General features: G+C 36.2%; 16 protein-coding genes and 1 pseudogene. 15 read left to right on the plus strand and 2 right to left on the minus strand.

From position 1 onward, the window contains the following. From ACZLXV_RS08985 to ACZLXV_RS09005, 5 genes and pseudogenes are all read left to right on the plus strand, one after another. Positions 1-359 (plus strand): annotated as a pseudogene (locus tag ACZLXV_RS08985) (hypothetical protein); the annotation flags it as partial. Positions 360-701: 342 nt separating this feature from the next. Continuing rightward, positions 702-2,087, plus strand: coding sequence for a Trk system potassium transporter TrkA (trkA, locus tag ACZLXV_RS08990; RefSeq protein ID WP_482383181.1), 1,386 nt, complete (start codon positions 702-704; stop codon positions 2,085-2,087). Between the two features lie 81 nt (positions 2,088-2,168). Then, on the plus strand, positions 2,169-3,644 hold the full coding sequence (locus ACZLXV_RS08995; protein WP_022224736.1) for a TrkH family potassium uptake protein: 1,476 nt from the start codon (positions 2,169-2,171) through the stop codon (positions 3,642-3,644). A 45-nt stretch (positions 3,645-3,689) separates the two neighbouring features. Next, positions 3,690-4,940 (plus strand): CPBP family intramembrane glutamic endopeptidase, encoded by a 1,251-nt coding sequence (locus tag ACZLXV_RS09000; RefSeq protein ID WP_482383182.1) that lies wholly within the window; start codon positions 3,690-3,692, stop codon positions 4,938-4,940. A 259-nt stretch (positions 4,941-5,199) separates the two neighbouring features. After that, positions 5,200-5,418, plus strand: coding sequence for a YbaK/EbsC family protein (locus ACZLXV_RS09005; protein ID WP_482383183.1), 219 nt, complete (start codon positions 5,200-5,202; stop codon positions 5,416-5,418). A gap of 39 nt (positions 5,419-5,457) precedes the next feature. Here the strand turns inward: ACZLXV_RS09005 and ACZLXV_RS09010 are convergent, their stop codons facing one another. Together ACZLXV_RS09010 and ACZLXV_RS09015 are read right to left on the minus strand one after the other, a co-directional pair. Beyond that, complete coding sequence (locus tag ACZLXV_RS09010) at positions 5,458-6,681, minus strand: CgeB family protein (RefSeq protein ID WP_482383184.1); 1,224 nt, start codon at positions 6,679-6,681, stop codon at positions 5,458-5,460. A 15-nt stretch (positions 6,682-6,696) separates the two neighbouring features. Continuing rightward, positions 6,697-10,962 (minus strand): acyl-CoA dehydratase activase-related protein, encoded by a 4,266-nt coding sequence (locus ACZLXV_RS09015; RefSeq protein ID WP_482383185.1) that lies wholly within the window; start codon positions 10,960-10,962, stop codon positions 6,697-6,699. A gap of 240 nt (positions 10,963-11,202) precedes the next feature. Here ACZLXV_RS09015 and ACZLXV_RS09020 point away from each other — a divergent pair, with 240 nt between their 5' ends. The 10 genes from ACZLXV_RS09020 (at position 11,203) to ACZLXV_RS09065 (ending at position 22,200) form a co-directional block, all read left to right on the plus strand. Then, the gene (locus ACZLXV_RS09020; protein WP_022224730.1) at positions 11,203-11,757 is read left to right on the plus strand and encodes a LysM peptidoglycan-binding domain-containing protein; all 555 of its coding nucleotides are present in this window, start codon (positions 11,203-11,205) and stop codon (positions 11,755-11,757) included. A 158-nt stretch (positions 11,758-11,915) separates the two neighbouring features. Beyond that, a complete protein-coding gene (locus tag ACZLXV_RS09025; RefSeq protein WP_482383186.1) occupies positions 11,916-12,872 on the plus strand; it encodes a hypothetical protein in 957 nt (318 codons plus the stop codon). Between the two features lie 12 nt (positions 12,873-12,884). Then, positions 12,885-16,049: a glycosyltransferase family 39 protein gene (locus ACZLXV_RS09030; RefSeq protein ID WP_482383187.1), complete on the plus strand. Its 3,165-nt coding sequence runs from the start codon at positions 12,885-12,887 to the stop codon at positions 16,047-16,049. 21 nt (positions 16,050-16,070) lie between these two features. Next, positions 16,071-17,510 (plus strand): hypothetical protein, encoded by a 1,440-nt coding sequence (locus tag ACZLXV_RS09035; protein ID WP_482383188.1) that lies wholly within the window; start codon positions 16,071-16,073, stop codon positions 17,508-17,510. A 24-nt stretch (positions 17,511-17,534) separates the two neighbouring features. Further along, positions 17,535-17,882 (plus strand): hypothetical protein, encoded by a 348-nt coding sequence (locus ACZLXV_RS09040; protein ID WP_022224726.1) that lies wholly within the window; start codon positions 17,535-17,537, stop codon positions 17,880-17,882. 12 nt (positions 17,883-17,894) lie between these two features. Then, a complete protein-coding gene (locus ACZLXV_RS09045) occupies positions 17,895-18,956 on the plus strand; it encodes a hypothetical protein (RefSeq protein ID WP_482383189.1) in 1,062 nt (353 codons plus the stop codon). Further along, positions 18,956-19,420, plus strand: coding sequence for a GerW family sporulation protein (locus tag ACZLXV_RS09050; RefSeq protein WP_022224724.1), 465 nt, complete (start codon positions 18,956-18,958; stop codon positions 19,418-19,420). Before ACZLXV_RS09045 ends, ACZLXV_RS09050 begins: the two co-directional genes overlap by 1 nt. 124 nt (positions 19,421-19,544) lie before the next feature. Then, positions 19,545-19,730: a 50S ribosomal protein L28 gene (rpmB, locus tag ACZLXV_RS09055; RefSeq protein ID WP_022015606.1), complete on the plus strand. Its 186-nt coding sequence runs from the start codon at positions 19,545-19,547 to the stop codon at positions 19,728-19,730. Between the two features lie 418 nt (positions 19,731-20,148). After that, positions 20,149-20,511, plus strand: coding sequence for an Asp23/Gls24 family envelope stress response protein (locus tag ACZLXV_RS09060; protein WP_022224722.1), 363 nt, complete (start codon positions 20,149-20,151; stop codon positions 20,509-20,511). 24 nt (positions 20,512-20,535) lie between these two features. Further along, positions 20,536-22,200: a DAK2 domain-containing protein gene (locus tag ACZLXV_RS09065; protein WP_482383190.1), complete on the plus strand. Its 1,665-nt coding sequence runs from the start codon at positions 20,536-20,538 to the stop codon at positions 22,198-22,200. Positions 22,201-22,262: the final 62 nt, after the last annotated feature.

The raw sequence follows: 22,262 nt of genomic DNA on the forward strand, positions 1-22,262 counted from the left end.
TGAACAACTCCATTATACCACAAACCGTGAGGAGATTTTTATATTTAGTAACAAAAAAATGTCGTATTTATGCGGCGTGTGGCGTTTCGCAAACGCCTATTGTCAGTGATACAATGAAGGGAAAGCAGGAAGAAGCCAATACGCCAAAGGGAATAATGTTTAAATATATTGATAAAAATCAATTGAATGTGGAAAATGATGATGAGCTAATCGCACTGATAAATATATTTGCTTCTATAAGTCTTGGATTGTTCTTTAAGATTTTTATTATGGGAAAAAATATGGAAATCGATAAAGAAAAAATACGGAAAAACATTTATGATGAAATAGCAACATTGGAGAAAAAATATAAAAAATAAATGGGGATAATTGATACATTGAGCGGTTTGTAAGTTTTACAAATATACCGCACGATGTATCAATTTTTTATTTTATTTTTTAGTGTATCCAGAGCAAATGAAAAGTCAATACAATTATTTTTCATTATTATTCTCCCTTCTTTTGGAAAGGTCTGTTCAATATAAAGCATACTCTTATGATGTTTTTATGTCAAGAAAGGGCAGAGGGTGTCCTAAATAAATAAAATTCTTTGACAAAACAGACATAATGTACTAGGATAAGTCTATCGTAATAATTTAACAGTATTGACATCGTGAGTTGTATGACATTATTTACTGATAGTAAAAAGGAGTATTAAAATAATGAAATTTAAAAGTGCGGTAAAATCAGGACTCAACATTATCATTGTAGGATGCGGAAAAGTTGGAAATGCATTGGTAAGACAGTTGAGTAAAGAGGGACATGATATTACCATTATAGACAGAAATCGTGAAAAAGTTATGGAGATAGCAAATCAGTACGATATTATGGGGCTTGCCGGAAACGGAGCAAGCTACAGCGTACAGATGGAGGCTGGTATAGAAGCTGCCGACCTTCTTATCGCAGTAACAGATTCAGATGAATTAAACCTTTTATGTTGTACTGTTGCAAAACATGTCAGCCGGTGTGACACTATCGCAAGAGTAAGAACACCTGATTACAGTACCGAGGCAAGTTATTTAAGGGAAAAACTTGGTCTGACCATGATAATAAATCCTGAACTTGAAGCTGCTATTGAGGCTACAAGAATTCTTTGTCTTCCGACGGCACTTGAGGTGAACTCATTTGCCCACGGACAGGCAGAACTTATCAAATTTAAGATTTCAGAAGGAAATATGCTTGACGGAATGTCAATCCAGGAATTTGGCAGGAGAGGAATTGCCAATGTTCTTATCTGCATGATAGAAAGAGATGGAGAAGTTTATATTCCGTGGGGCGATTTTGTGATGCATCATGGTGATGTTTTGTCATTTGTTGCGCATAGAAAAACAGTAAAAAGTTTTATGCAGAAGTTTGGGTTAAAAACGAAGCAGGTAAAAAATACAATGATAGTAGGCGGAGGAAAAGCAGCATATTATCTTGCAAATCAGCTTATTGCGATGGGAATATCAGTTCAGATAATTGAGCAGAATAAGGCAAGATGTGAGGAACTTAGCATACTTTTGCCAAAAGCTATTATTATAAATGCAGACGGTTCGGACGAGGAAGTGCTTTTTGAGGAGGGCATAGAAAATGTTGAGTCATTTATACCTCTTACAGGTATAGATGAGGAAAATATAATGCTCACACTTCATGCGAAACAGGTTTCAAATGCTAAAGTTATTACAAAGATAACGAGGACAAACTTTAAAAATGTAATAAATAATCTTGATCTTGGAAGTATTATGTATCCGCAATATATTACATCAGAAGCCATAATAGCATATGTAAGAGCAAAGAATGCATCAAAGAATAACCATATCCAGACACTTTACCAGCTTTGCGATTCGAGAGTTGAAGCAATTGAATTTTCTGTTGAAGAAGCGTCGGCAGTTACAAACAAAGCAATTATGGAGCTTAATATTAAAAAAGGAGTTCTTATTTCATTTATAAACAGAAACGGCAGAATTATCATTCCGACAGGACAGGATTTCATACAGGTAAATGATACAGTCATGATAGTGACGACACAGACAGGATTTAATACTATTCTCGATATTTTAGAGTAGATCGGGCTTAACGCGAGGGATGATTCATGAATGAAAGTCAAGAAGAAAAATTGTAGTAAAAATTCAGGGAGATATTAAAAAATGAACAGGTCGATTATAAGATATATATTAGGCAGTGTTTTAAAGATTGAAGCAGCATTTATGCTGCTTCCGTGCATTGTTGCGGTTTGTTATGGAGAAAAACAGGGCTTTGTTTATCTCGGTGTTGGAATTGTTACTTTTTTACTCGGTATGCTCATGACACATAAAAAAGCAGGCAGTTCAGTTTTTTATCTGAAAGAGGGATGCGTGGCAACTTCCTTAAGCTGGATATTTATGAGTTTTTTTGGTGGCATTCCATTTATTTTAACAGGAGAGATACCATCACTTATAGATGCACTTTTTGAAACTGTATCAGGATTTACAACTACGGGAGCAAGTATATTAAGTGATGTTGAGGCATTGTCGCATTGTTCACTTATGTGGAGAAGCTTTACTCACTGGCTTGGTGGAATGGGAGTTCTTGTATTTCTGCTTGCAATAATTCCTCTTGGTGGAGGTTCAAGAATAAATCTTATGAGGGCAGAAAGCCCTGGACCTTCAGTTGGAAAGCTTGTGCCAAAAGTGAAACATACGGCACAGATATTGTATATTATATATATTACATTAACTGTAGTACAGATAATATTCTTACTTATAGGAAGAATGCCACTGTTTGATTCGCTTGCAATGGCATTTGGAACAGCCGGAACAGGTGGATTTGGCATAAAAAATGACAGTGCGGCAAGTTATTCGCCATATATACAGTGGGTGCTTACTATATTTATGATACTGTTTGGAGTTAATTTTAATGCCTATTATTTTATTCTGTATAAACAGTTTAAGAAAGCATTTAAGATGGAGGAAGTAAGATATTATTTTCTCATTATTATAGCGGCTGTAGGCATTATATGTTTTCATATAATAGACACGACAAAATCGTTTTTTGAAGCATTAACACAAGCATCATTTCAGGTCGCATCAATTATAACGACAACAGGATTTTCAAGTGTCGATTTTGATAAGTGGTCGCAGACATGTAAGACGGTACTTATATTTTTGATGTTCTGCGGTGCATGTGCAGGAAGTACAGGCGGTGGAATTAAGGTATCGAGATTTATCATACTTGTAAAAACAATTATAAAAGACCTTGAATCGTATATACATCCAAAATGTATAAGAAAGATTCAGATTGACAAAAAGCCTGTAGAGCATGAGGTTGTCCGCTCAGTAAATGTATTTTTTATAACATTTTTCATTATATTTGCAGCTTCGATTTTTATATTGTCATTTGAGGGTAAAGACTTTATCACTAATTTTACGGCAGTAGCGGCAACGATGAACAACATAGGACCGGGACTTGCACTTGTGGGACCTACATGCAGTTTTGGGCACTTTACGGTAATATCAAAACTTGTACTTATATTTGATATGCTTGCGGGCAGATTGGAATTATTCCCACTGCTTATTCTTTTCCATCCGGCAATATGGAAGGAAATGTTTAAGATTAAGAATAACAGAAAGTGTATGAGAGAATAGAGAAAGATTTAAATTTAAAAAGAGAGGAACAAGAGTTTTTTAATTATGAAAGAGATAAGAAAACCTAAATTTATGCAGGCAGCAGCAGTAAAGAGAGGGCATGGAATATTTGGAGAGATTTGTATTGCTATAGTGTTATTCATAGTAGGTTCTATGGCTGGTGGAATTATTCAGGTTCCGGCTATGATGTTTAATATGCTTGGAAATAATGAGTATATAAAGATGATAACTTCCGGTCAGCCGGACATAAATAAAATGATGCAGCTTATATCGGATATGCCTGAGTGGATGACGATAGTCACACTTATCTCAGAGTTGTTGATTATTGTAATTGTATGTCTGTATTGCCGGTTTGTGGAAAAGAGAAAATTAAACACACTTGGCTTCAAGAAAAAAGGCGCTGTTTTAAATTATTTAAAGGGAATGTTTTTTGCACTTGTGATTTTTTCAGTTGCATATCTTATATGTATTGTGACAAAGAGCATCACTTTTGACGGTATTACACAGAATATTCCGGTAGTTTATATCGCAGGTTATTTTATCGGATATATGATTCAGGGAATGGCAGAAGAGGTTCTTTGCAGGGGTTATCTTTTCGTTTCACTTACCAGAAGATACCATGTAATAAATTCTGCAATATTTAGTGCAGTATTTTTTGCAATGCTTCATGGAATGAATGTGGGAGTAGACGGATTTGCAATATTTAATCTGTTTTTATATGGTCTTTTTGCCGCATTGCTGTTTGCTGATTGTGAAAATATATGGATAGTTGGAGCGTTCCACAGCATATGGAATTTTGTTCAGGGAAACCTTTACGGAATAAGTGTCAGTGGCAATAAGATTACAAGTTCAATATTTACATCAACAGCAGCTGATGGAGGAGCTACAGTAATAAACGGTGGAACATTTGGCATGGAGGGCGGTTTTGCTGTTACAATAGTGCTTATTATTGCTATTGTGGTGGTAGGAAAACATCTTGAAAGCAAAGGAAAACTTATAGAAAAGAGTGAACAGCCAAGCCAGAATGAAATTGAGTTTGAGGAACTTAAAAAAGAAATGGAGAGCCAGATGGGAATGTCTGATGATGATATTTTCGGAAATCCAAATGGATACGATAAGAATAGAGATGTAAAGGATATATTTAGCAGTAATCCAAATAGCGGGAATGCAGGCAGTAACGCAGCATTTACAAAACAGGAAAATTCAAATCAGTATCAGAAGGCAAATGTTAAGGAGGAACAAAAAGAGAAGAAATCTGAAAAAACAGGATTTGACAGCAATTATTTTGGGTCATAGGGCATCTAGCTGGAAATATATTATTGATTTTGAATTTATTCCTGTCATAAGTAGTCAGAAAATTGGTGAAAAGATGATGAGAGAATATGAATAAAATAGAGATATATAGTTATTTAAAGGAGCAAAATATAGAGTATGAAGCTGCTGAACATAAGGCTGTTTTTAATATGAAGGAGCTGGAAACCATTGAATTGCCTCACCCCGACAACACGGACTGCGTGCTTTATCATTTGCGTCTCTGGAAGAGTTATTGAATATCATGCAGTTAACGCCGGGGGCTGTAACACCATTTGGAATTTTAAACGATAGTGAGCACCGTGTATATTTTTATTTAGATAGAGAATTTATGAATGATAAAATAGGCGTACATCCGAATGATAATACTGCGATTGTTTGGCTGCAGGCAAACGATTTGATAAGATTGATTCAAGACAACGGAAGTGAAGCGGAGTTTACGGAAATTTTATTTGACATTTGAGTTTAAAGCTGTAAAAAAGAATTTTAACTGAGGAAAGTTTCAAAGCCTAAATATTTCTTTAAGCCTTGTATTGTAGGTATGTTTTTTTCTCACCGTATCAAATCCGTGCCTTGCAATTGCAATTCTTTTTTCGTCATGTTTTAAATAGTAATCCGTTTTTTCAAGAAGATCATCGAGTCCGTCATAAATTTCTAAATCTTTTCCGATGGTAAAACAATCTTTTAAATCTTCCCGCCAGTCAGTTATGAGAAAACCGCCTGCACCAAGAATATCAAATACTCTAAGAGGTATACCTGTTTCGATATTTGGTGCTGTCATATTTATGTTTATCTTGGAATGTGCAAATACAAATGGAGCCTCTGAAAAGTAGTCTGCGCCTTTGTGTGTCACAAGTGCAGGAAACAGTGGAGAGGTATCACTCGTTGTGAAGAGGTGGACTTTTCCAGGATATTTCATTGCAAGGCTGTTAAGTGTCATAATACGCATTTTAGCCGCTGTTTTGTGTGCAAGTACACTTGTCGCAAAATGAAATTTTAAATCGGCGTGTGACTGTGTACTGGCTTTAACATCGGTATATTGTGACAGCATATCAATAACTTCGGGTGTGAGCATGTTTTTTAAAAGATTTCCGCCGTTTACATTTAACTGTGCTTCGATTGCCGCATCCATATATCCGCACAGATAGTCGGGTAGAATATGCATGGTATCATCATATCTGTTTTTATCGTATAGATTTCCGACAAAGGAAATATCATAATTATATAGCAATGGTGAATTTTTAAAAAAATCAGTTGTTTGATTGTTTATATTATTATCCGCTTCATGTGCCGTTTTTTCAGAGCTGTTTAAAAGCGTCTGCACACGTTCAACATTTGTGCAAAGTGGCAGGTAATAAACGGTATTTATACCATTATTGTTAAAATCTTTGGCTTCTTTGCTGTCAAATGTGTATATATGATTAGTTTTATAATTTATTGACGGATGCTGCATATTTAAAAGCGGGGAATCAACGTTATAACATATATACTGAATGTTAAGTCTATGGCATACCTTGGCTATATAAGAGAAGTAATTAACAGAAAAAACTGCATCATATTTTGAAGTGATTTTACATTCAAGCTGTTTTGAAAATATTTTTATTTCATCATCACTCATTTTTATTGCAGAAAAATCAAGGACATCAAAAAGATGTCCCTGATTTTTTAAAGTATCTAATATATCAGGATATACGAATATATCCCATCTGCATACAAGTATATTCATTAGAAAACTCCATTTTTAAGCTGTTTCTTCATTGTCTTTTGACTCTGCATACAGATTTTCTGTTTGCAGATTTTTTCCTGCTGTTGAGAGCATAAGTTTAATTCTGTTAAGCTGATTTACTTCACTTGCACCCGGGTCATAGTCAACAGCAACGATATTTGAATCGGGATACTGATGACGGAGTTCCTTTATTACTCCTTTACCTACCACATGGTTAGGCAGACAGCCAAATGGCTGTGTGCAGACGATATTAGGAACACCTGATTTGATAAGTTCTATCATTTCACCTGTGAGGAACCAGCCCTCACCTGTCTGATTGCCGCAGGATACGATAGGTGAAGCATATTCTGCAAGCTTCTGAATAGGAACAGTAGGGTGGAAGCGTTTGCTTGCCGCAAGTGCATCATTTGCACATTTGCGATATTTCTCGATAAACCAGATAAGGAAATTGTTTATCTTTGCACTTGATTTTTTCTTGCCGAGATATTCAGCCTTAAAGTTCGCATTGTATAAACTGTACATAAAGAAATCGATAAGGTCAGGGCATACGGCTTCTGCACCTTCTTCTTCCAAAAGCTCAACTATAAAGTTGTTTGCAAGTGGCATGAACTTAACAAGAATTTCACCTACAATACCTACTTTTGGTTTCTTTATATCGACAAGTTCAAGTTCATCAAATTCTTTAACAATATTTTGGATGTTTTTCTTGAACTGTTTTTTGTTGGCTGTTTTTACCGACTCTATCGCAATTTTTTTCCATTTCTCATGGAGTAAATTTGCAGAGCCTTTTACTTTTTCATAAGGTCTTGTTTTGTAGAGAACACGCATAAATACGTCACCGTATATAAGTGCCTGCAATGCCTTATTTGCCATTTCAAGATTTATCTTTAATCCCGGATTTTTTTCAATACCGGCACTCATTGAGATAACAGGAATATACCCCATGCCCGCTTTTTCAAGAGCACGTCTGATAAATCCTATATAATTTGTCGCACGGCATCCGCCGCCTGTCTGAGTGATAATCAGTGCAACCTTATGGAGGTCATATTTACCAGACAGAAGTGCCTGCATAAACTGGCCTACAACGATAAGTGAAGGGTAACATGCGTCATTGTTTACATATTTAAGTCCATAATCTATACATTTGCTGTCTGCTTTTAGCACTTCGACATTGTAACCGCATGAAGCAAGAGCAGGCTCCAATATCTCAAAATGGATAGGAGACATATCAGGAACGAGAATTGTGTAATCCTTTCTCATCTGTTCGGTGAATATGACTCTGTGATGCGCCGTATCGATACGTTTAGCCTCAATCTTTTTGCGTTCTCTGTCTTTTACGGCGGCGAGAAGCGAACGGATACGGATTCTGGCTGCACCTAAGTTATTTACTTCATCTATTTTCAATACGGTATATATTTTATTCTGTTTTGTGAGAATATCACTAACCTGATCTGTTGTGACAGCATCAAGACCACAGCCGAATGAGTTGAGCTGTATAAGGTCGAGATTGTCATTCTTTGCGACAAATGAAGCTGCCTTATAAAGTCTTGAGTGATACATCCACTGATCCATAACGATAGTAGGACGGTCAACCTCAGAAAGTTCAGATATACTATCCTCGGTAAGAACAGCTACACCGTATGAGGTGATAAGGTCAGGAATACCGTGGTTTATCTCAGGGTCGCTGTGATATGGGCGGCCTGCAAGTACGATACCGTGGCGACCTGTTTCTTTGAGGTATTGAAGGACTTCTTTACCCTTTTTGCTCATATCGTCACGTACAGCCTGCATTTCAAGCCATCCCTCATGTGCTGCAGCTTTTATCTCAGCAGCAGGAATACCGTTTTCTTTCCGGAAGAAATCTACAAGACGTTTTGTAAGTATCTCTTCGCTTTCAAGCGATATAAACGGATTCTGGTATTTTATTTTATCGTCACGAAGTTCCTCGATGTTGTTTTTAATATTTTCACCGTATGATGTGACGATAGGGCAGTTGTAGTGGTTGCCTGCATCGGGTACTTCAACACGCTCGTAAGGAATACAAGGATAGAATATGTATTCAAGTCCCTGTCTTATAAGCCATGTTACATGACCGTGTGCAAGTTTTGCCGGATAACATTCTGATTCACTTGGAATTGATTCAATACCAAGTTCATAAATTTTTCTGCTTGAAACAGGTGAAAGTTTTACGCTGTAACCAAGCTTTGTAAAGAATGTAAACCAAAACGGATAATTCTCATACATGTTGAGAACACGTGGTATACCGACAACACCTCTAGGTGCATCAGCCTTTTTAAGTGGTTTATAATTTTTGAATACGCGTTCATTTTTATATTCAAAGAGATTTGGAATATGGTCTTTGTTCTTTTCAAGCCCCAGACCTTTTTCACAGCGGTTTCCCGATATAAATTTACGATTACCAGTAAATTCGTTTACAGTGAGCAGACAGTGATTTATACATCCCTGACATCTTGTCATTGATGTTTTGAAACGAAGTTCGTTTATCTCATCAAATGAGAGCATTGTGCTCTTTTGACCGGTGTATCTGTCCTTTGCGATAAGAGCAGCACCAAAAGCACCCATGATACCTGCAATATCAGGTCTTATTGCTTCACAGCCCGATATGCGCTCAAAACTTCTGAGAACTGCATCATTGTAAAATGTACCGCCCTGAACCACGACCTGTTTGCCAAGGTCTTTAGGGTCTGTAAGTTTGATAACTTTAAGCAAGGCGTTTTTGATAACAGAGTATGCAAGACCTGCTGAAATGTCAGCAACACTTGCACCCTCTTTCTGAGCCTGCTTAACTTTGGAGTTCATAAATACAGTACATCTTGAACCGAGGTCGATAGGGTTTTCGGCAAACAAAGCGATTTTTGCAAAGTCCGCTACCTCATAATTAAGCGATTTTGCAAAAGTCTCAATAAACGAACCACAGCCTGAAGAACATGCTTCGTTTAACTGTACCTTATCAACGGAATTGTTTTTTATCTTGATGCATTTCATATCCTGACCGCCAATATCAAGAATACAGTCTACATTTGGGTCAAAGAAAGCGGCGGCAGTATAATGGGCAACTGTCTCAACCTCGCCTTCGTCAAGGAGAAGTGCTGATTTAAGCAGAGCCTCACCGTAACCTGTAGAGCATGAACGCACGATTCTTGCACCTTCAGGCATCTTTGTGTAGATGTCTTTCATGGCTTTAAGGGCAGTTTTTAACGGACTTCCGTTGTTACTGCTGTAAAATGAATATAGTAGAGAACCGTCATCACCGATAACGGCAACTTTTGTAGTAGTCGAACCGGCATCAATACCTAAGAAAAGGTCTCCTTTATAAGAAGCAAAATCACCTTTTTTGACATTGTGTTTATTATGTCTTTCAGTAAATTCCTCGTAATCTTTTTCAGAAGCAAATAACGGCTCCATTCTCGTTACTTCAAAATCGAGTTCTATTTTATTTGAAAGTTTATCTTTTAATTCACCGAGAGAGGACTGCACATCGGCCTGGGCATTCATTGCGGCACCTGATGCGGCAAAAAGATGTGAATGGTCAGGTGCTATTATGGCATCTCCCTCAAGTCCCAGAGTTCTTATAAATGCTTGTTTAAGTTCTGTAAGGAAGTGAAGCGGACCTCCTAAGAATGCAACATTTCCTTTTATAGGTTTACCACAGGCAAGTCCGCTTATAGTCTGATTTACGACAGCCTGAAAGATAGAAGCCGAGAGGTCTTCTTTTGTTGCACCTTCATTTATAAGAGGTTGTATATCGGTTTTTGCAAATACACCGCATCTTGCAGCAATAGGATATATAGCTTTGTAATTTTTGGCATATTCATTAAGACCTGCGGCATCAGTTTTTAAAAGTGTAGCCATCTGGTCGATAAACGAACCTGTACCACCAGCACATATACCGTTCATTCGCTGGTCTATACCGCCTGTAAAATAGATGATTTTTGCATCCTCACCACCAAGTTCAATAGCAACATCGGTTCTTGGTGCATAATCTTTAAGTGATGTTGCGACAGCAACGACCTCCTGCACAAAAGGAATCCCCATATGTTTTGAGAGTGTAAGTCCGCCGGAACCCGTTATCATAGGTGCGACAGGCATATCCCCAAATTCCTCGTATGCTTTATCTACAATTTTAGCCAAAGTTTCCTGAATATTGGCATAATGTCTCTGATAATCTGAAAAGATTATCTCACCGTTTTTGTTCAATATAGCAATCTTAACAGTAGTTGAACCAATATCAATACCAAGTGTATTAAAATCTAATTTCATCGTGTACCTCTTTCTATATCATAGCTAAAAAATCGCCACATTCTGCTATTATATGACAATTACTTTCTTATTTCAAGTAGCTTTGCTTTGAAGCCTTCTTAAAATTTTTGTGTCAATATTAAATTACGGTGAATATAATATAAAGAAAGTTTGAAAATAAAATATGATATTCCTATTAAATATGTTAGAAGCGGTCGATTTATTACGCATTTTAGGGAAATCGTATAAAAGAGGTTTTAAATGAATTATGATAATTGTGATGGAATGACATATACAATAAAACAGGGGGATACCTTATATGGAATAAGCAGAAAGTATGATGTACCCCTTGCAATGATACTTCATGCAAACCCATATGCAGATGTTTACAGACTTAATATCGGAGATACTATTTGTATTCCTGTTAAAAATAAAAAGAAATGTTGCAATGATAAGAATAGCAGTTCAATGAATGATAAAGCTGACAGAATGGAAAACTTCAGGGAAAATCAAAATGTCCGTGTATCTGAAAATACAGGTGAAAATTCAGAAATGTCATTTATGGAAGATATGGCAGATAATATGAATCTTCCCGATAAGGTACAGGACGTGTACGTGGAGGCATCTGACGAAAATATGCAAAGAAGTGTAAATGCGGATGACGATAAATGGGTAAAATATGTCGCACAGCCGGGTGATACGTTATTTGATGTATTTGAAAAATCAGATTGTGATATTGAGGAATTTTTAAACAAAAACGGTTTAAAAGGCATTTACATTTTGCCGGGTCTGGTTTATTTTGTTAAAGAAAAATAATGAATAAATAAACATACACACACACAAATATATTTATTTTATATAGTAATGTCATGCCCTGTAGCTTGCTGCGGGGTATTTGAATGTTGTCAATGTTTTGCGGAATAGTTTGACAAAGATGTAAACGATAACTATAATCAAATCATGATGTTATTATCATGGGTAAAAAGACCGTAAAAATTTATAGTTTGAAAGGATTTATTAGTTTTATGGACAATTTTCTTAATAAACTTGAGAGAAAGTTTGGCAGGTATGCTATACCTGATTTGATAAGGTACGTTATTATTTTATACTGTGCGGGTGCAGTCATAGGCATGATAAATGAAAATATTTATTATGAGTACCTTTGTCTTGATATGTCGGCAGTATTCAGAGGTCAGATATGGAGACTGGTTACATTTCTTATTGAGCCGTATGGTTTTTCAAGCGGTATGGGAATGTTACTCAGTATTTTGTTTTTTGTAATTCAGGTTCAATTGTTCTTTTTGTTTGGACGTTCACTTGAACAGGCATGGGGTACATTCAGATTCAATATGTATTTCTTGAGCGGATATCTGTTTAATATTATTGCGGCATTGATATTATATTTATCACCGATTCACAGTCAAATTTATTATTCAGGTTTCCAGTATATTTACTGGTCAATGTTTTTTGCGTTTGCGGCGTTAAATCCGGACATGCAGTTCCTGTTGTATTTCATTATACCGATAAAGGTAAAATGGCTTGCTATTCTTGATGCAGCCTATATGCTTTATCAGGTGGTACAGAGTTTTTACTATGGAATATTGCTTTACAGCCAGGGTGCGTCAGGCAGCGGTGCAGCATATATATCAATGGGAATTGCCATTATTGTGGCTATGGCGAATTTCCTTATATTCTTTTTCTCAACGAGAAATTACAGGAGAGTTTCTCCGAAGGATATACACAGACGAAGGGCTTTCAAAAAGCAGACACAGACTTCAAATTCAGGGCCGAGACACAGATGTGCGGTTTGTGGAAGAACGGAACTGGATGATGAAAATCTTGATTTCAGATTTTGCTCAAAGTGTGATGGAAATTATGAATATTGTTCAGACCATCTGTTCACACATCAGCATGTTAAAAAATTTATGTAAGGAGAAGAAAAAATGGCAGCTATTAATATTGTTGCGATATTGGGTTTTGTAATAACGCTTTTGTGCTGCAACCCAATAAGCAGCCTTATTAGAGAAAAAGGAAAGGAAGAAAACAGTCAGGACAAATCATATTTAGTCTTGCTTTGGATTATATTCGGAGCGGCATTTGTTGCAAGAATTATTGCGGCAGCAGTTTACAAGGGAAATGATACAGATATGAATTGTTTCCTTATATGGTCACAGAATGTATTTGATGAGGGGATCTCAAAGTTTTATTTGTCTGATTCATTCCATGATTATCCGCCGGGATATATGTATATACTTTATGTAGTAGGTGCTATAAGAGCCCTGTTCTCATGGACTTGGGACAGTAAGGCGAGTATAGTTCTCACAAAACTTCCGGCGATAATTGCAGATATGTTTACAGCATATCTTATCTTTAAAATAGCATCAAAGAGATTGAAAAAGAGCGGTGCAGCATTTTTGTCTGCTGTTTATCTTTTCTGCCCGATGGTTATTCTTGACAGTGCGGTCTGGGGACAGACAGATTCGGTGTTTACCGTATTTATGGTTCTTATGTGCTATCTTATCACTGAAAAGAAACTTATACTTTCGTACTTTGTGTTTGCAATCGGAATATTGATAAAACCACAGTCGTTGTTTTTCACGCCTGTACTTATATGCGGTATAATTGACCAGGTTTTTCTCGAAGATTTCAATTGGAAGAAGTTCTTTAAAAATCTTGTACTTGGTGTGGCTGCAATTCTTATGATAGGGGTTCTGATGCTGCCGTTTGGCTTTTCTCAGGCATTAAATCAGTATACGGGAACTTTGAAATCATATGAATATGCGTCGATAAATGCATACAACTTCTGGAATATGCTTGGACTCAACTGGGCGAGCCAGTATGACAAGCTGCTTGGAGTACAGTATAAGACATGGGGAACTATAGCAATTGTTTTAACGGTAATAATTTCAATTATAATAAGTTTACGTTGCAAGAAAAATGCAGGCAAATATTATTTTATCGGTGGATTTGTTGTGACGACAGTATTTATGTTTGCCGTTCGTATGCATGAACGTTATCTCTTCCCGGCAATGGTTATGTTCTTACTTGCTTTTGCGGTGAGACTCAGAAAAGAAATTTATATGCTGTATGTATTGGTATCTACTATTGCATTTTACAATGCGGCGCATGTGCTTTTTGTATACGACAATACTAATTTTAATTCCAAAGCACCGATACCTATTGCGATTTCAATAGGTTTGCTGCTCACAGTCGTATTTATGTTTTATGCTGCAGCAAAGCTGTATTTTAAGCCGGTTGATGACAGTGAAGAAATATCTGATATTATGGCACAGATAGAGAAAAAGAATCAAAAAATGCAGGGTAAGATGACAAATAATAATCCTATTAAAAAGTCAGCAGTTCTTGCAAAAATGACAAAAAAAGATTTTATTGCACTTGGTATTATCACATTGGTTTATGCAGTTATAGCATTTGCAAGACTCGGTGATATGAATGCACCAAAGTCAGAGTATTCTTTAGTCAAACAGGGTGCAGTAACATTTGATATGGGTGCTGAGGTAAATGTTGCGAAATTGTGGGATTTCCTTGGTTACAAAAACAATCCGACATATTATATCGAATACACAAACGATGTAAACGGTGAATGGACGACTCTTTGCGGTCAGGGCTCAGAATGGGATGCAGGTTCCGTATTTACATGGAATCAAAAAGATATAAATGTTTCGGCAAGATATTTCAGAATCAGTCCGTCAACAGAAAACGGTGAGGACAGTATTTTGGAACTTGTATTTACGGATGCAGACGGAAACTTGCTTGAACCGGTAAATGCAAAAGAGTACAAAAATCTTTTCGACGAGCAGAAACTGTTTACAGGACGTTCAACCAACTTAAACGGAACATATTTTGATGAGATATATCATGCCAGAACAGCATATGAAATGATACATCATCTGTATTGTTATGAAAATACACATCCGCCACTCGGAAAAGCAATTATGGCAGTGGGAATACTTATTTTTGGAATGTGTCCGTTTGGCTGGAGATTTATGGGAACATTGTTCGGCGTGCTCATGATTCCGATAATCTACAACTTTGCTAAAAAGTTTTTTGGCGAGACATGGATATGCATTGTAACTACATTGTTATTTACGTTTGATTTTATGCATTTTGTTCAGACACGAATTGCAACGATAGATGTATTTGTCACACTGTTTATAATGCTGTCGTACTATTTTATGTATTGTTATACAAAGTTAAACTTTTACGATACGCCGCTCAAAAAGACATTTATACCGCTTGGACTTTGTGGTATAGCTATGGGACTTAGCTGGGCAAGCAAATGGACGGGAATATATTCGTCAGCAGGATTGTGTGTGATATTCTTTATACAGATGTACAAGAGATTCAGGGAATATCAGTATGCAAACAAGAATATAGACGGAAGTACAGACGGAATATCACATAAATATATATCAGATAATTTTGTTAAAATGTTTATGAAGACTATTGGTTTCTGTTGTATATTCTTTGTAGTGATACCGGTAATAATATATACATTGTCATATATTCCGTTCAGCGACGGAACAGACAGGACATTTATTACTAAGGTTATAGAAGCACAGAAAACAATGTTTAACTATCACAGTGCATTGTCAGATACACATCCATATTCATCAAAGTGGTATCAGTGGCCGATAATGTACAAACCAATGTGGTATTATTCCGGAATCACGGCAGACAATCTTCGTGAAGGAATAAGTGCATTTGGAAATCCGCTTGTATGGTGGGCGGGAATACCTGCATTTGTCTATATGTTATATCTTATCTACAAAGATAGGGACAAAAAAGCAATATTCCTTACACTTGGATATTTATCACAGTATGCACCTTGGCTTATGGTCACAAGAACAGTATTTATATATCATTATTTTCCTAGCGTACCTTTTGTTACTGTAATGCTTGGATATAGTTTTTATAAAATTGTTCAGAAAAATCCGCAGAGAAAGAAATGGGTATTTGTGTATACTGTGGCTGCAATAGTGCTTTTTGCGATGTTCTATCCGGTATTGTCAGGATATCCGATTACTATATCATATGCGAATATATTAAAGTGGTTTGATTCATGGGTTCTTGTTCAGACCTGGTAAAAATTAAGGAGTTATATAAAAATGAGTAATTCAATAAGACAATGTGTAAAAGCATTGGATAAAAATAAAGATGTGCGTCAGATGCTTCCTGATTATGTAGACAAATGTATGCATATGAATTATGAGGATGCAAAGTTAAAACTTATGATGCATTATTATGTATATTATGAAATGGTTACGGAAGGAATAAACCCGTATATAGAGTCTGCGAGAGATACTACTGATGCTGTAAATGAGATTATAGCTGATATTTACGAAAGAGGCCTCACAAAAGAAGAGATGTCAGAGGCAGCAGACAAACTTTTGAAGCTCAGAAAAAATGTAATGGACAAAATGCAGGTACTTACTGCATATGTTGACTGTTTTGTTGTATATGAATATGTGTTAAACAGAGTTCAGTACAGATTTGAGGAGATGAAAAAACTTCCTGATGATACGGAATTTGCACAGGATGTTGTAAAATTTATCTTCGGTTCAAAAGATAATGTTGCAATAAATGACTGTATTCACGGTATTATAGGTCAGCTTCCGATGAGAATGACCAGGTCAAGATATATTGACATTATCAGAAACAGTATATCTGTTTATGACGGAAGTGATATGAGCTCACTTGAAAGTTTTGTTTATATGTTTAGAACAAATGCCATGCTCTACAAAAATGATGACATGGATAAATATTTTACAGAGTTTATTCCGGTACTTGACGAGCTTTCAAAAGTGGACTATGAAAATATTACAAAAGAGCTTTATGATATTTATGCAGAAAAGATTAGAAACAACGCAGCTAAACTAAATGATGTGTCAGACCTCTATATGCAGCTTGGCCAGATTATAAACGAGCTTTATATAATAGCGGTATCTTCAAAATATAATGAAGAACCTGACAAAGAGGCAGCACAGCAGATTGTTATTCGTGGAATAAATTCATTGTTTACAAATAGTGAAAGTGATGTCTGGAATCTTTCAGAGGAAGAATTTGAGGACGAGGAAGCAAAGCTTTACTGGCTTGGAGAGTATTTCCATGAGATAGAGGGAAAGCAGGAACAGTTATCCGAGGCAATGAATATGGCAGGTGCTGTTCTTGAAGAGACAATAGAGGCTCAGAAAGATATAATAGAAGAAATTTCTCTCACACAGGAATTTACATATTTAAAGCAGATGTCACAGCTTAATTCAAACAGTATTTTTGCTGAAATTGATGCCAAAATCACTGATAGAAAAGTGACAGCGGATGATATAATGAGAGTTTCAGATGAGCTTACAGTGGAGATAAAGGAATATCTGAAGAAAAACAGCCGTATGGTAAGACGTGCAATTATGGCAAACACTATTGATAAATTACCGGTATTTTTCAATAGTCCACAGGAAGTGGCTGATTATGTAACTATGTCACTTGAACAGTGCGATGATGAGGCAGAGAAATATGCATCAAAGCAGCTTGTTATGGAAATGATGTTTTAATGGAATGCATGGAACAGGGGATTTATGATAAAAAAGCGAAAAGGTAAAAATTCCACAGTTGTATGGAACCGTAAAATTTATATGGACGATAAAGTTTTAAAAAAGCCGGTAAAATACAGAAGAATGATAGAACGTGGAAAAGTTTTACCGGCATGCTACTGTATAGCACTTGCAGCGAACAGAGAAAACACGCTTGATATTTATTCGTCAAGAGAATTTTGGTTTAAATATCAGGCAGAGACCGGAATAGAGATTGTAGGTCTTGCTTCTGATTATGCAGGAGTGCTTGAACTGTTAAAAAAGATGGTTTCAGATATAATAAGTGAAAAAGGGGAGTTTAATTCAGAAACTGTATCAGAGTATTTCAGATAAGGGGGGAGAGTAATGTTTTTTACGATATTGGCAATAATAGCAAAAGTGTTATTAACAATATTAAAAACATTACTCTTTCTTTTTGTTTTTCTGGTATTTGTTATCGGTCTTATCCTTTTTGTGCCGGTAAGATATAAAGCGGCAGGAAGATATTATGAAAATGAAAAAACGTTCAAATTGTGTTTATCCTGGATGCTTCATATAGTATCTTTCAGGGTGGAAAGTGACGGCAGAGAAGTTTCATATATTTTAAGAATATTCGGAGTGAAGGTATTTCCGGGAAAACAAAAAAGGGAAAAGAAAAATTCTGTCAGAAAAAAGAAAAGCAAGGTTAAAAAGAAAGAGAAATCAAAACAGAAGCCTGTTGAAGAAAAAAATAGTGAAAAATTTGAAACATCGCAGGCAGAAGAGGAAAATAAAGAAAAATCTGAAACACTGCAGATTGAAGAACAAAGAGTTGACAGTGCTCAAATTAAAGATAATCAAAAAAAAGAGATTAAATCTGAGCAGGATAATAAAACAGATAAAGAGAATAAATTCTCAAAAAATCAAAAAGAAGAAACAGGAAAATCAAAAAAAATATTTGATAAAATTTTAACAATAATAAAAAAGGTGTCAGGCTTTTTCAAAAATCTGATAAATAACATTAAAAGTCTGATAAATACGGCAAAGAAAATGTTACTGGCAATAAAAGCTGGAAGTGAAAAAGCAAAACTTGTAAAAGAGTTTGTTTTGTGTGATGAAAGCAGGAATATGGTTTGCTTTGTGCGTGATAATATGTTACATTTATGGAAACATGTCAAACCTAAATATCTGTATACAGACATAACATTTGGATTTGACAATCCGGAACTTACGGGAAAAGTGCTCGGTGCTGCGGCTGCATTGTGTGCTATGGCGGGGTTTAAACCGGGACTTACGCCGGATTTTGAGCAAAGTATATTGGAAGGCAAAATAGAAGTAAAAGGCAGGATAACGTTTGTTGTTCTGTTAAAAATTGCAATCAGAGTATGGCTTAGTGAAGAAGTAAAGTCATTTAGAAAAGAGTATAACAATATAAGGGAGGTATTATAATGGCAGATAATGGTTTTAATTCAACAGTACAGTCACTGTTTAAAGGACTTGAGGGTTTTTTGACAACAAAAACAGTAGTTGGGGACGCTGTGAAATTTGATGACGGAACGATTATTCTTCCGCTTGTGGATGTGACATTTGGAGCGGGAGCAGGAGCGTTTTCGGGAAATTCGTCTGAAAAGGGTAAAAACGGCACAAAGAATAACGCAGGCGGCGGTATGGGAGGAAAAATACAGCCGAGTGCGATTCTTGTCATAAAAGACGGACAGACAAAACTTGTCAATGTTAAAAATCAGGACGGAATGACAAAAATTCTCGATATGATTCCTGGATTTATAGATAAATACGCACCGTCAAAAAAAGGCAAAGCAAAGAAAAATAAGGCAGATAAGGCTGTTTCAGGAGAGGAAAAACAGGCACAGGCTGTAGAAGATGTGGTAACGGATTATGTTGAGGAGGAATAAAAAGAAAAAAGTACTTGCATTTTGTGATAAAGTTTGTTAGAATGGTCGTGTTGTGCTAATAAATACTGATTCGCAATAAATATAAATCAGGATTCAATGGATTAAATATAAGGAGGTGCTTACGATGGCAAAATGTGCAGTTTGTGGAAAGGGTGTTCATTTCGGTATTAAAGTGAGCCATTCACACAGAAGAAGTAATAAAATGTGGAAGCCAAACATTAAGTCTGTCAGAGTTAAGGTTAATGGCGGCACAAAGAAGATGCCGGTATGTACAGGATGTTTACGTTCTGGAGCTGTTGAGCGTGCGTAAGTGCATCTCGGATATAAATGGGGATCGGACAAACCGGTCCCTTTTCTTTTTTTATTTTATCTATGGAAAAAATTTTTAGATGGACAAGTTAATGCTCATATATAATATTTTATATAAATTTTTTAACAGCAAAACAGATTATATCCTAGGATAAGCAAAAGTATAATGATTATTATTGCAAGAATCCCATTTGTGACAAAAAACATGATTGTCATGCCTATGGCAATCCAAAAAAATATAAAACCTATCATTCTTTTCATGTGGTTGCAAATAAATTCCTATTATTGTATAGTAATATTATATGTTGTTGGAATAAAATGTAGTATAATAAAAAGAAATTTGTGGTATCAGTTGAGGTCAAATATTTTTTGACTTTAATATCATACTAATATAAAAACAGATAGCAGGAGGAATGTATATGAAGGGTAAGATGAGTACCGAAATGGGAGATATTATTATAGATAAAGATGTACTTGCGAAGTATGCCGGTGCTGCGACAACAGAATGTATCGGAATCGTCGGAATGGCTTCGGTAAATGTAAAAGACGGAGTGACAAGACTTTTAAAAAGAGAGAATGCCGGAAGAGGAGTAAACATAAGTATTGTTGACAACAAGATACGAATAGAACTTCATATTATTGTAGCATATGGAGTAAGTATTCGTGCCGTGTCACAGAATGTACTTGAGAATGTACAGTATAAGATTGAAGAGTTTACAGGTATGGAAGTCGAATCCATAAATGTCATTGTTGAAGGTGTTCGTATTATTGACGAGGATTAAGCAGGTACAAGGAGGAACAAGAAAGTGGCTTTAAAATCGATAGATGCAGTTATGATACAGAAGATGTTTTTGTCAGGAGCAAAAGCATTGGAGGCAAAAAAAGAGTATATTAATGAACTTAACGTATTTCCGGTACCGGATGGAGATACAGGAACAAATATGACAATGACTATCATGTCTGCGGCAAAAGAGGTTACCAACCTTGAAAAGCCGAGTATGGATGAACTCGGAAAAGCTATATCCAGCGGCTCATTAAGAGGAGCAAGAGGAAACTCAGGCGTTATAATGTCACAGATATTCAGGGGCTTTGTGAAAGAGATAAAGGGAAATGATACACTTGATGTGACAATTATCGGAAATGCCGTACAGCATGCTGCAGAAACAGCATATAAGGCGGTTATGAAACCCAAAGAGGGTACAATCCTCACTGTAGCAAAGGCCGGTGCTGAAAAAGCAGAGGATATGCTTATAAACTCAGATACGGATGATATTATAGAATTTTGTGATGCAATCGTTGCAAATATGGAGGATACACTTTTAAAGACTCCTGATATGCTTCCAGTATTAAAACAGGCAGGAGTTGTAGATTCCGGCGGCGAGGGTCTTATGACTTTTTTGAGGGGAGCTATTGATGCGCTTAAAGGCAAGGTATCAGACTTTACCGTAAAGGTTTCCGGAACATCAAAAGTTGTGAAGGCAAGCACTACAGCAACAGAAGAAGCAGACATAAAATTCGGATATTGTACAGAATTTATTATTATGCTTGAGAGAGAGCAGGATGTTGTGGAACGTCAGCTTAAGGAATATCTCCAAAAAATAGGTGACTGTGTCGTAGTTGTAGCAGATGATGATATAGTAAAAGTACATGTTCATACAAATGACCCTGGACTTGCTATTCAGAAAGCACTCACATACGGTTCGCTTACAAGTATGAAGATTGACAATATGCGTGAGGAACATCATGAAAAAGTTATAAAAGATGCTGAGAAGGCTGCAAAAGCTGAAACAGAAGCAAAGAGTGAGCCTGAAAAGGAAGTAGGATTTATAGCAGTTTCAGCAGGAGAAGGCTTATCTGATATATTTAAGGATCTCGGTGTTGACTTTATTATCGAAGGCGGTCAGACTATGAATCCAAGTACTGAGGATATTTTAGAAGCAGTTGACAAAGTTAATGCTAAAAATATTTTTGTACTTCCAAACAACGGAAATATCATTCTTGCGGCTGAGCAGGCAAAGCAGCTTACAGAAAACAAAAAACTTATCGTTATTCCGTCAAAGAATATTCCTCAGGGAATTTCGGCAATGATAAATTATGTGGCAAACAAGTCTGTTGATGAGAATGAGAAGAACATGTCAACAGAAATGCTGAATATAAAATCAGGTCAGGTAACATATGCTGTCAGAGATACAAATATGGACGGCAAAGATATAAAACAGGGTGATTTTATGGGACTTACTGATAAGACTATAGTAGCTGTTGAGAAAAATGTTGATGATGCGGCCACAGCTCTTATTGACAGCATGATAGATGATGATGCAGAACTTGTAAGTCTTTATTACGGTGCAGATGTTGATGAGGATGGTGCCAATAAACTTGCCGACAAACTTGCTGACAAATACGAGGATGTAGAATTTGAAGTGCAGTTTGGAGGACAACCGGTATATTCTTATTTCATATCAGTGGAATAAAACCGCTTTTTAATGGAATAGGAAAATGCTCGTAACATAGTGGAAAGCCAACGAGAATTGCG

The organism is Butyribacter sp., from assembly GCF_056818865.1.

Coding starts and splice junctions, on each gene's coding strand:
- trkA (WP_482383181.1), top strand. CDS start 702: ATGAAATTTAAAAGTGCGGTAAAATCAGGACTCAACATTATCATTGTA.
- ACZLXV_RS08995 (WP_022224736.1), top strand. CDS start 2,169: ATGAACAGGTCGATTATAAGATATATATTAGGCAGTGTTTTAAAGATT.
- ACZLXV_RS09000 (WP_482383182.1), top strand. CDS start 3,690: ATGAAAGAGATAAGAAAACCTAAATTTATGCAGGCAGCAGCAGTAAAG.
- ACZLXV_RS09005 (WP_482383183.1), top strand. CDS start 5,200: ATGCAGTTAACGCCGGGGGCTGTAACACCATTTGGAATTTTAAACGAT.
- ACZLXV_RS09010 (WP_482383184.1), bottom strand. CDS start 6,681: ATGAATATACTTGTATGCAGATGGGATATATTCGTATATCCTGATATA.
- ACZLXV_RS09015 (WP_482383185.1), bottom strand. CDS start 10,962: ATGAAATTAGATTTTAATACACTTGGTATTGATATTGGTTCAACTACT.
- ACZLXV_RS09020 (WP_022224730.1), top strand. CDS start 11,203: ATGAATTATGATAATTGTGATGGAATGACATATACAATAAAACAGGGG.
- ACZLXV_RS09025 (WP_482383186.1), top strand. CDS start 11,916: ATGGGTAAAAAGACCGTAAAAATTTATAGTTTGAAAGGATTTATTAGT.
- ACZLXV_RS09030 (WP_482383187.1), top strand. CDS start 12,885: ATGGCAGCTATTAATATTGTTGCGATATTGGGTTTTGTAATAACGCTT.
- ACZLXV_RS09035 (WP_482383188.1), top strand. CDS start 16,071: ATGAGTAATTCAATAAGACAATGTGTAAAAGCATTGGATAAAAATAAA.
- ACZLXV_RS09040 (WP_022224726.1), top strand. CDS start 17,535: ATGATAAAAAAGCGAAAAGGTAAAAATTCCACAGTTGTATGGAACCGT.
- ACZLXV_RS09045 (WP_482383189.1), top strand. CDS start 17,895: ATGTTTTTTACGATATTGGCAATAATAGCAAAAGTGTTATTAACAATA.
- ACZLXV_RS09050 (WP_022224724.1), top strand. CDS start 18,956: ATGGCAGATAATGGTTTTAATTCAACAGTACAGTCACTGTTTAAAGGA.
- rpmB (WP_022015606.1), top strand. CDS start 19,545: ATGGCAAAATGTGCAGTTTGTGGAAAGGGTGTTCATTTCGGTATTAAA.
- ACZLXV_RS09060 (WP_022224722.1), top strand. CDS start 20,149: ATGAAGGGTAAGATGAGTACCGAAATGGGAGATATTATTATAGATAAA.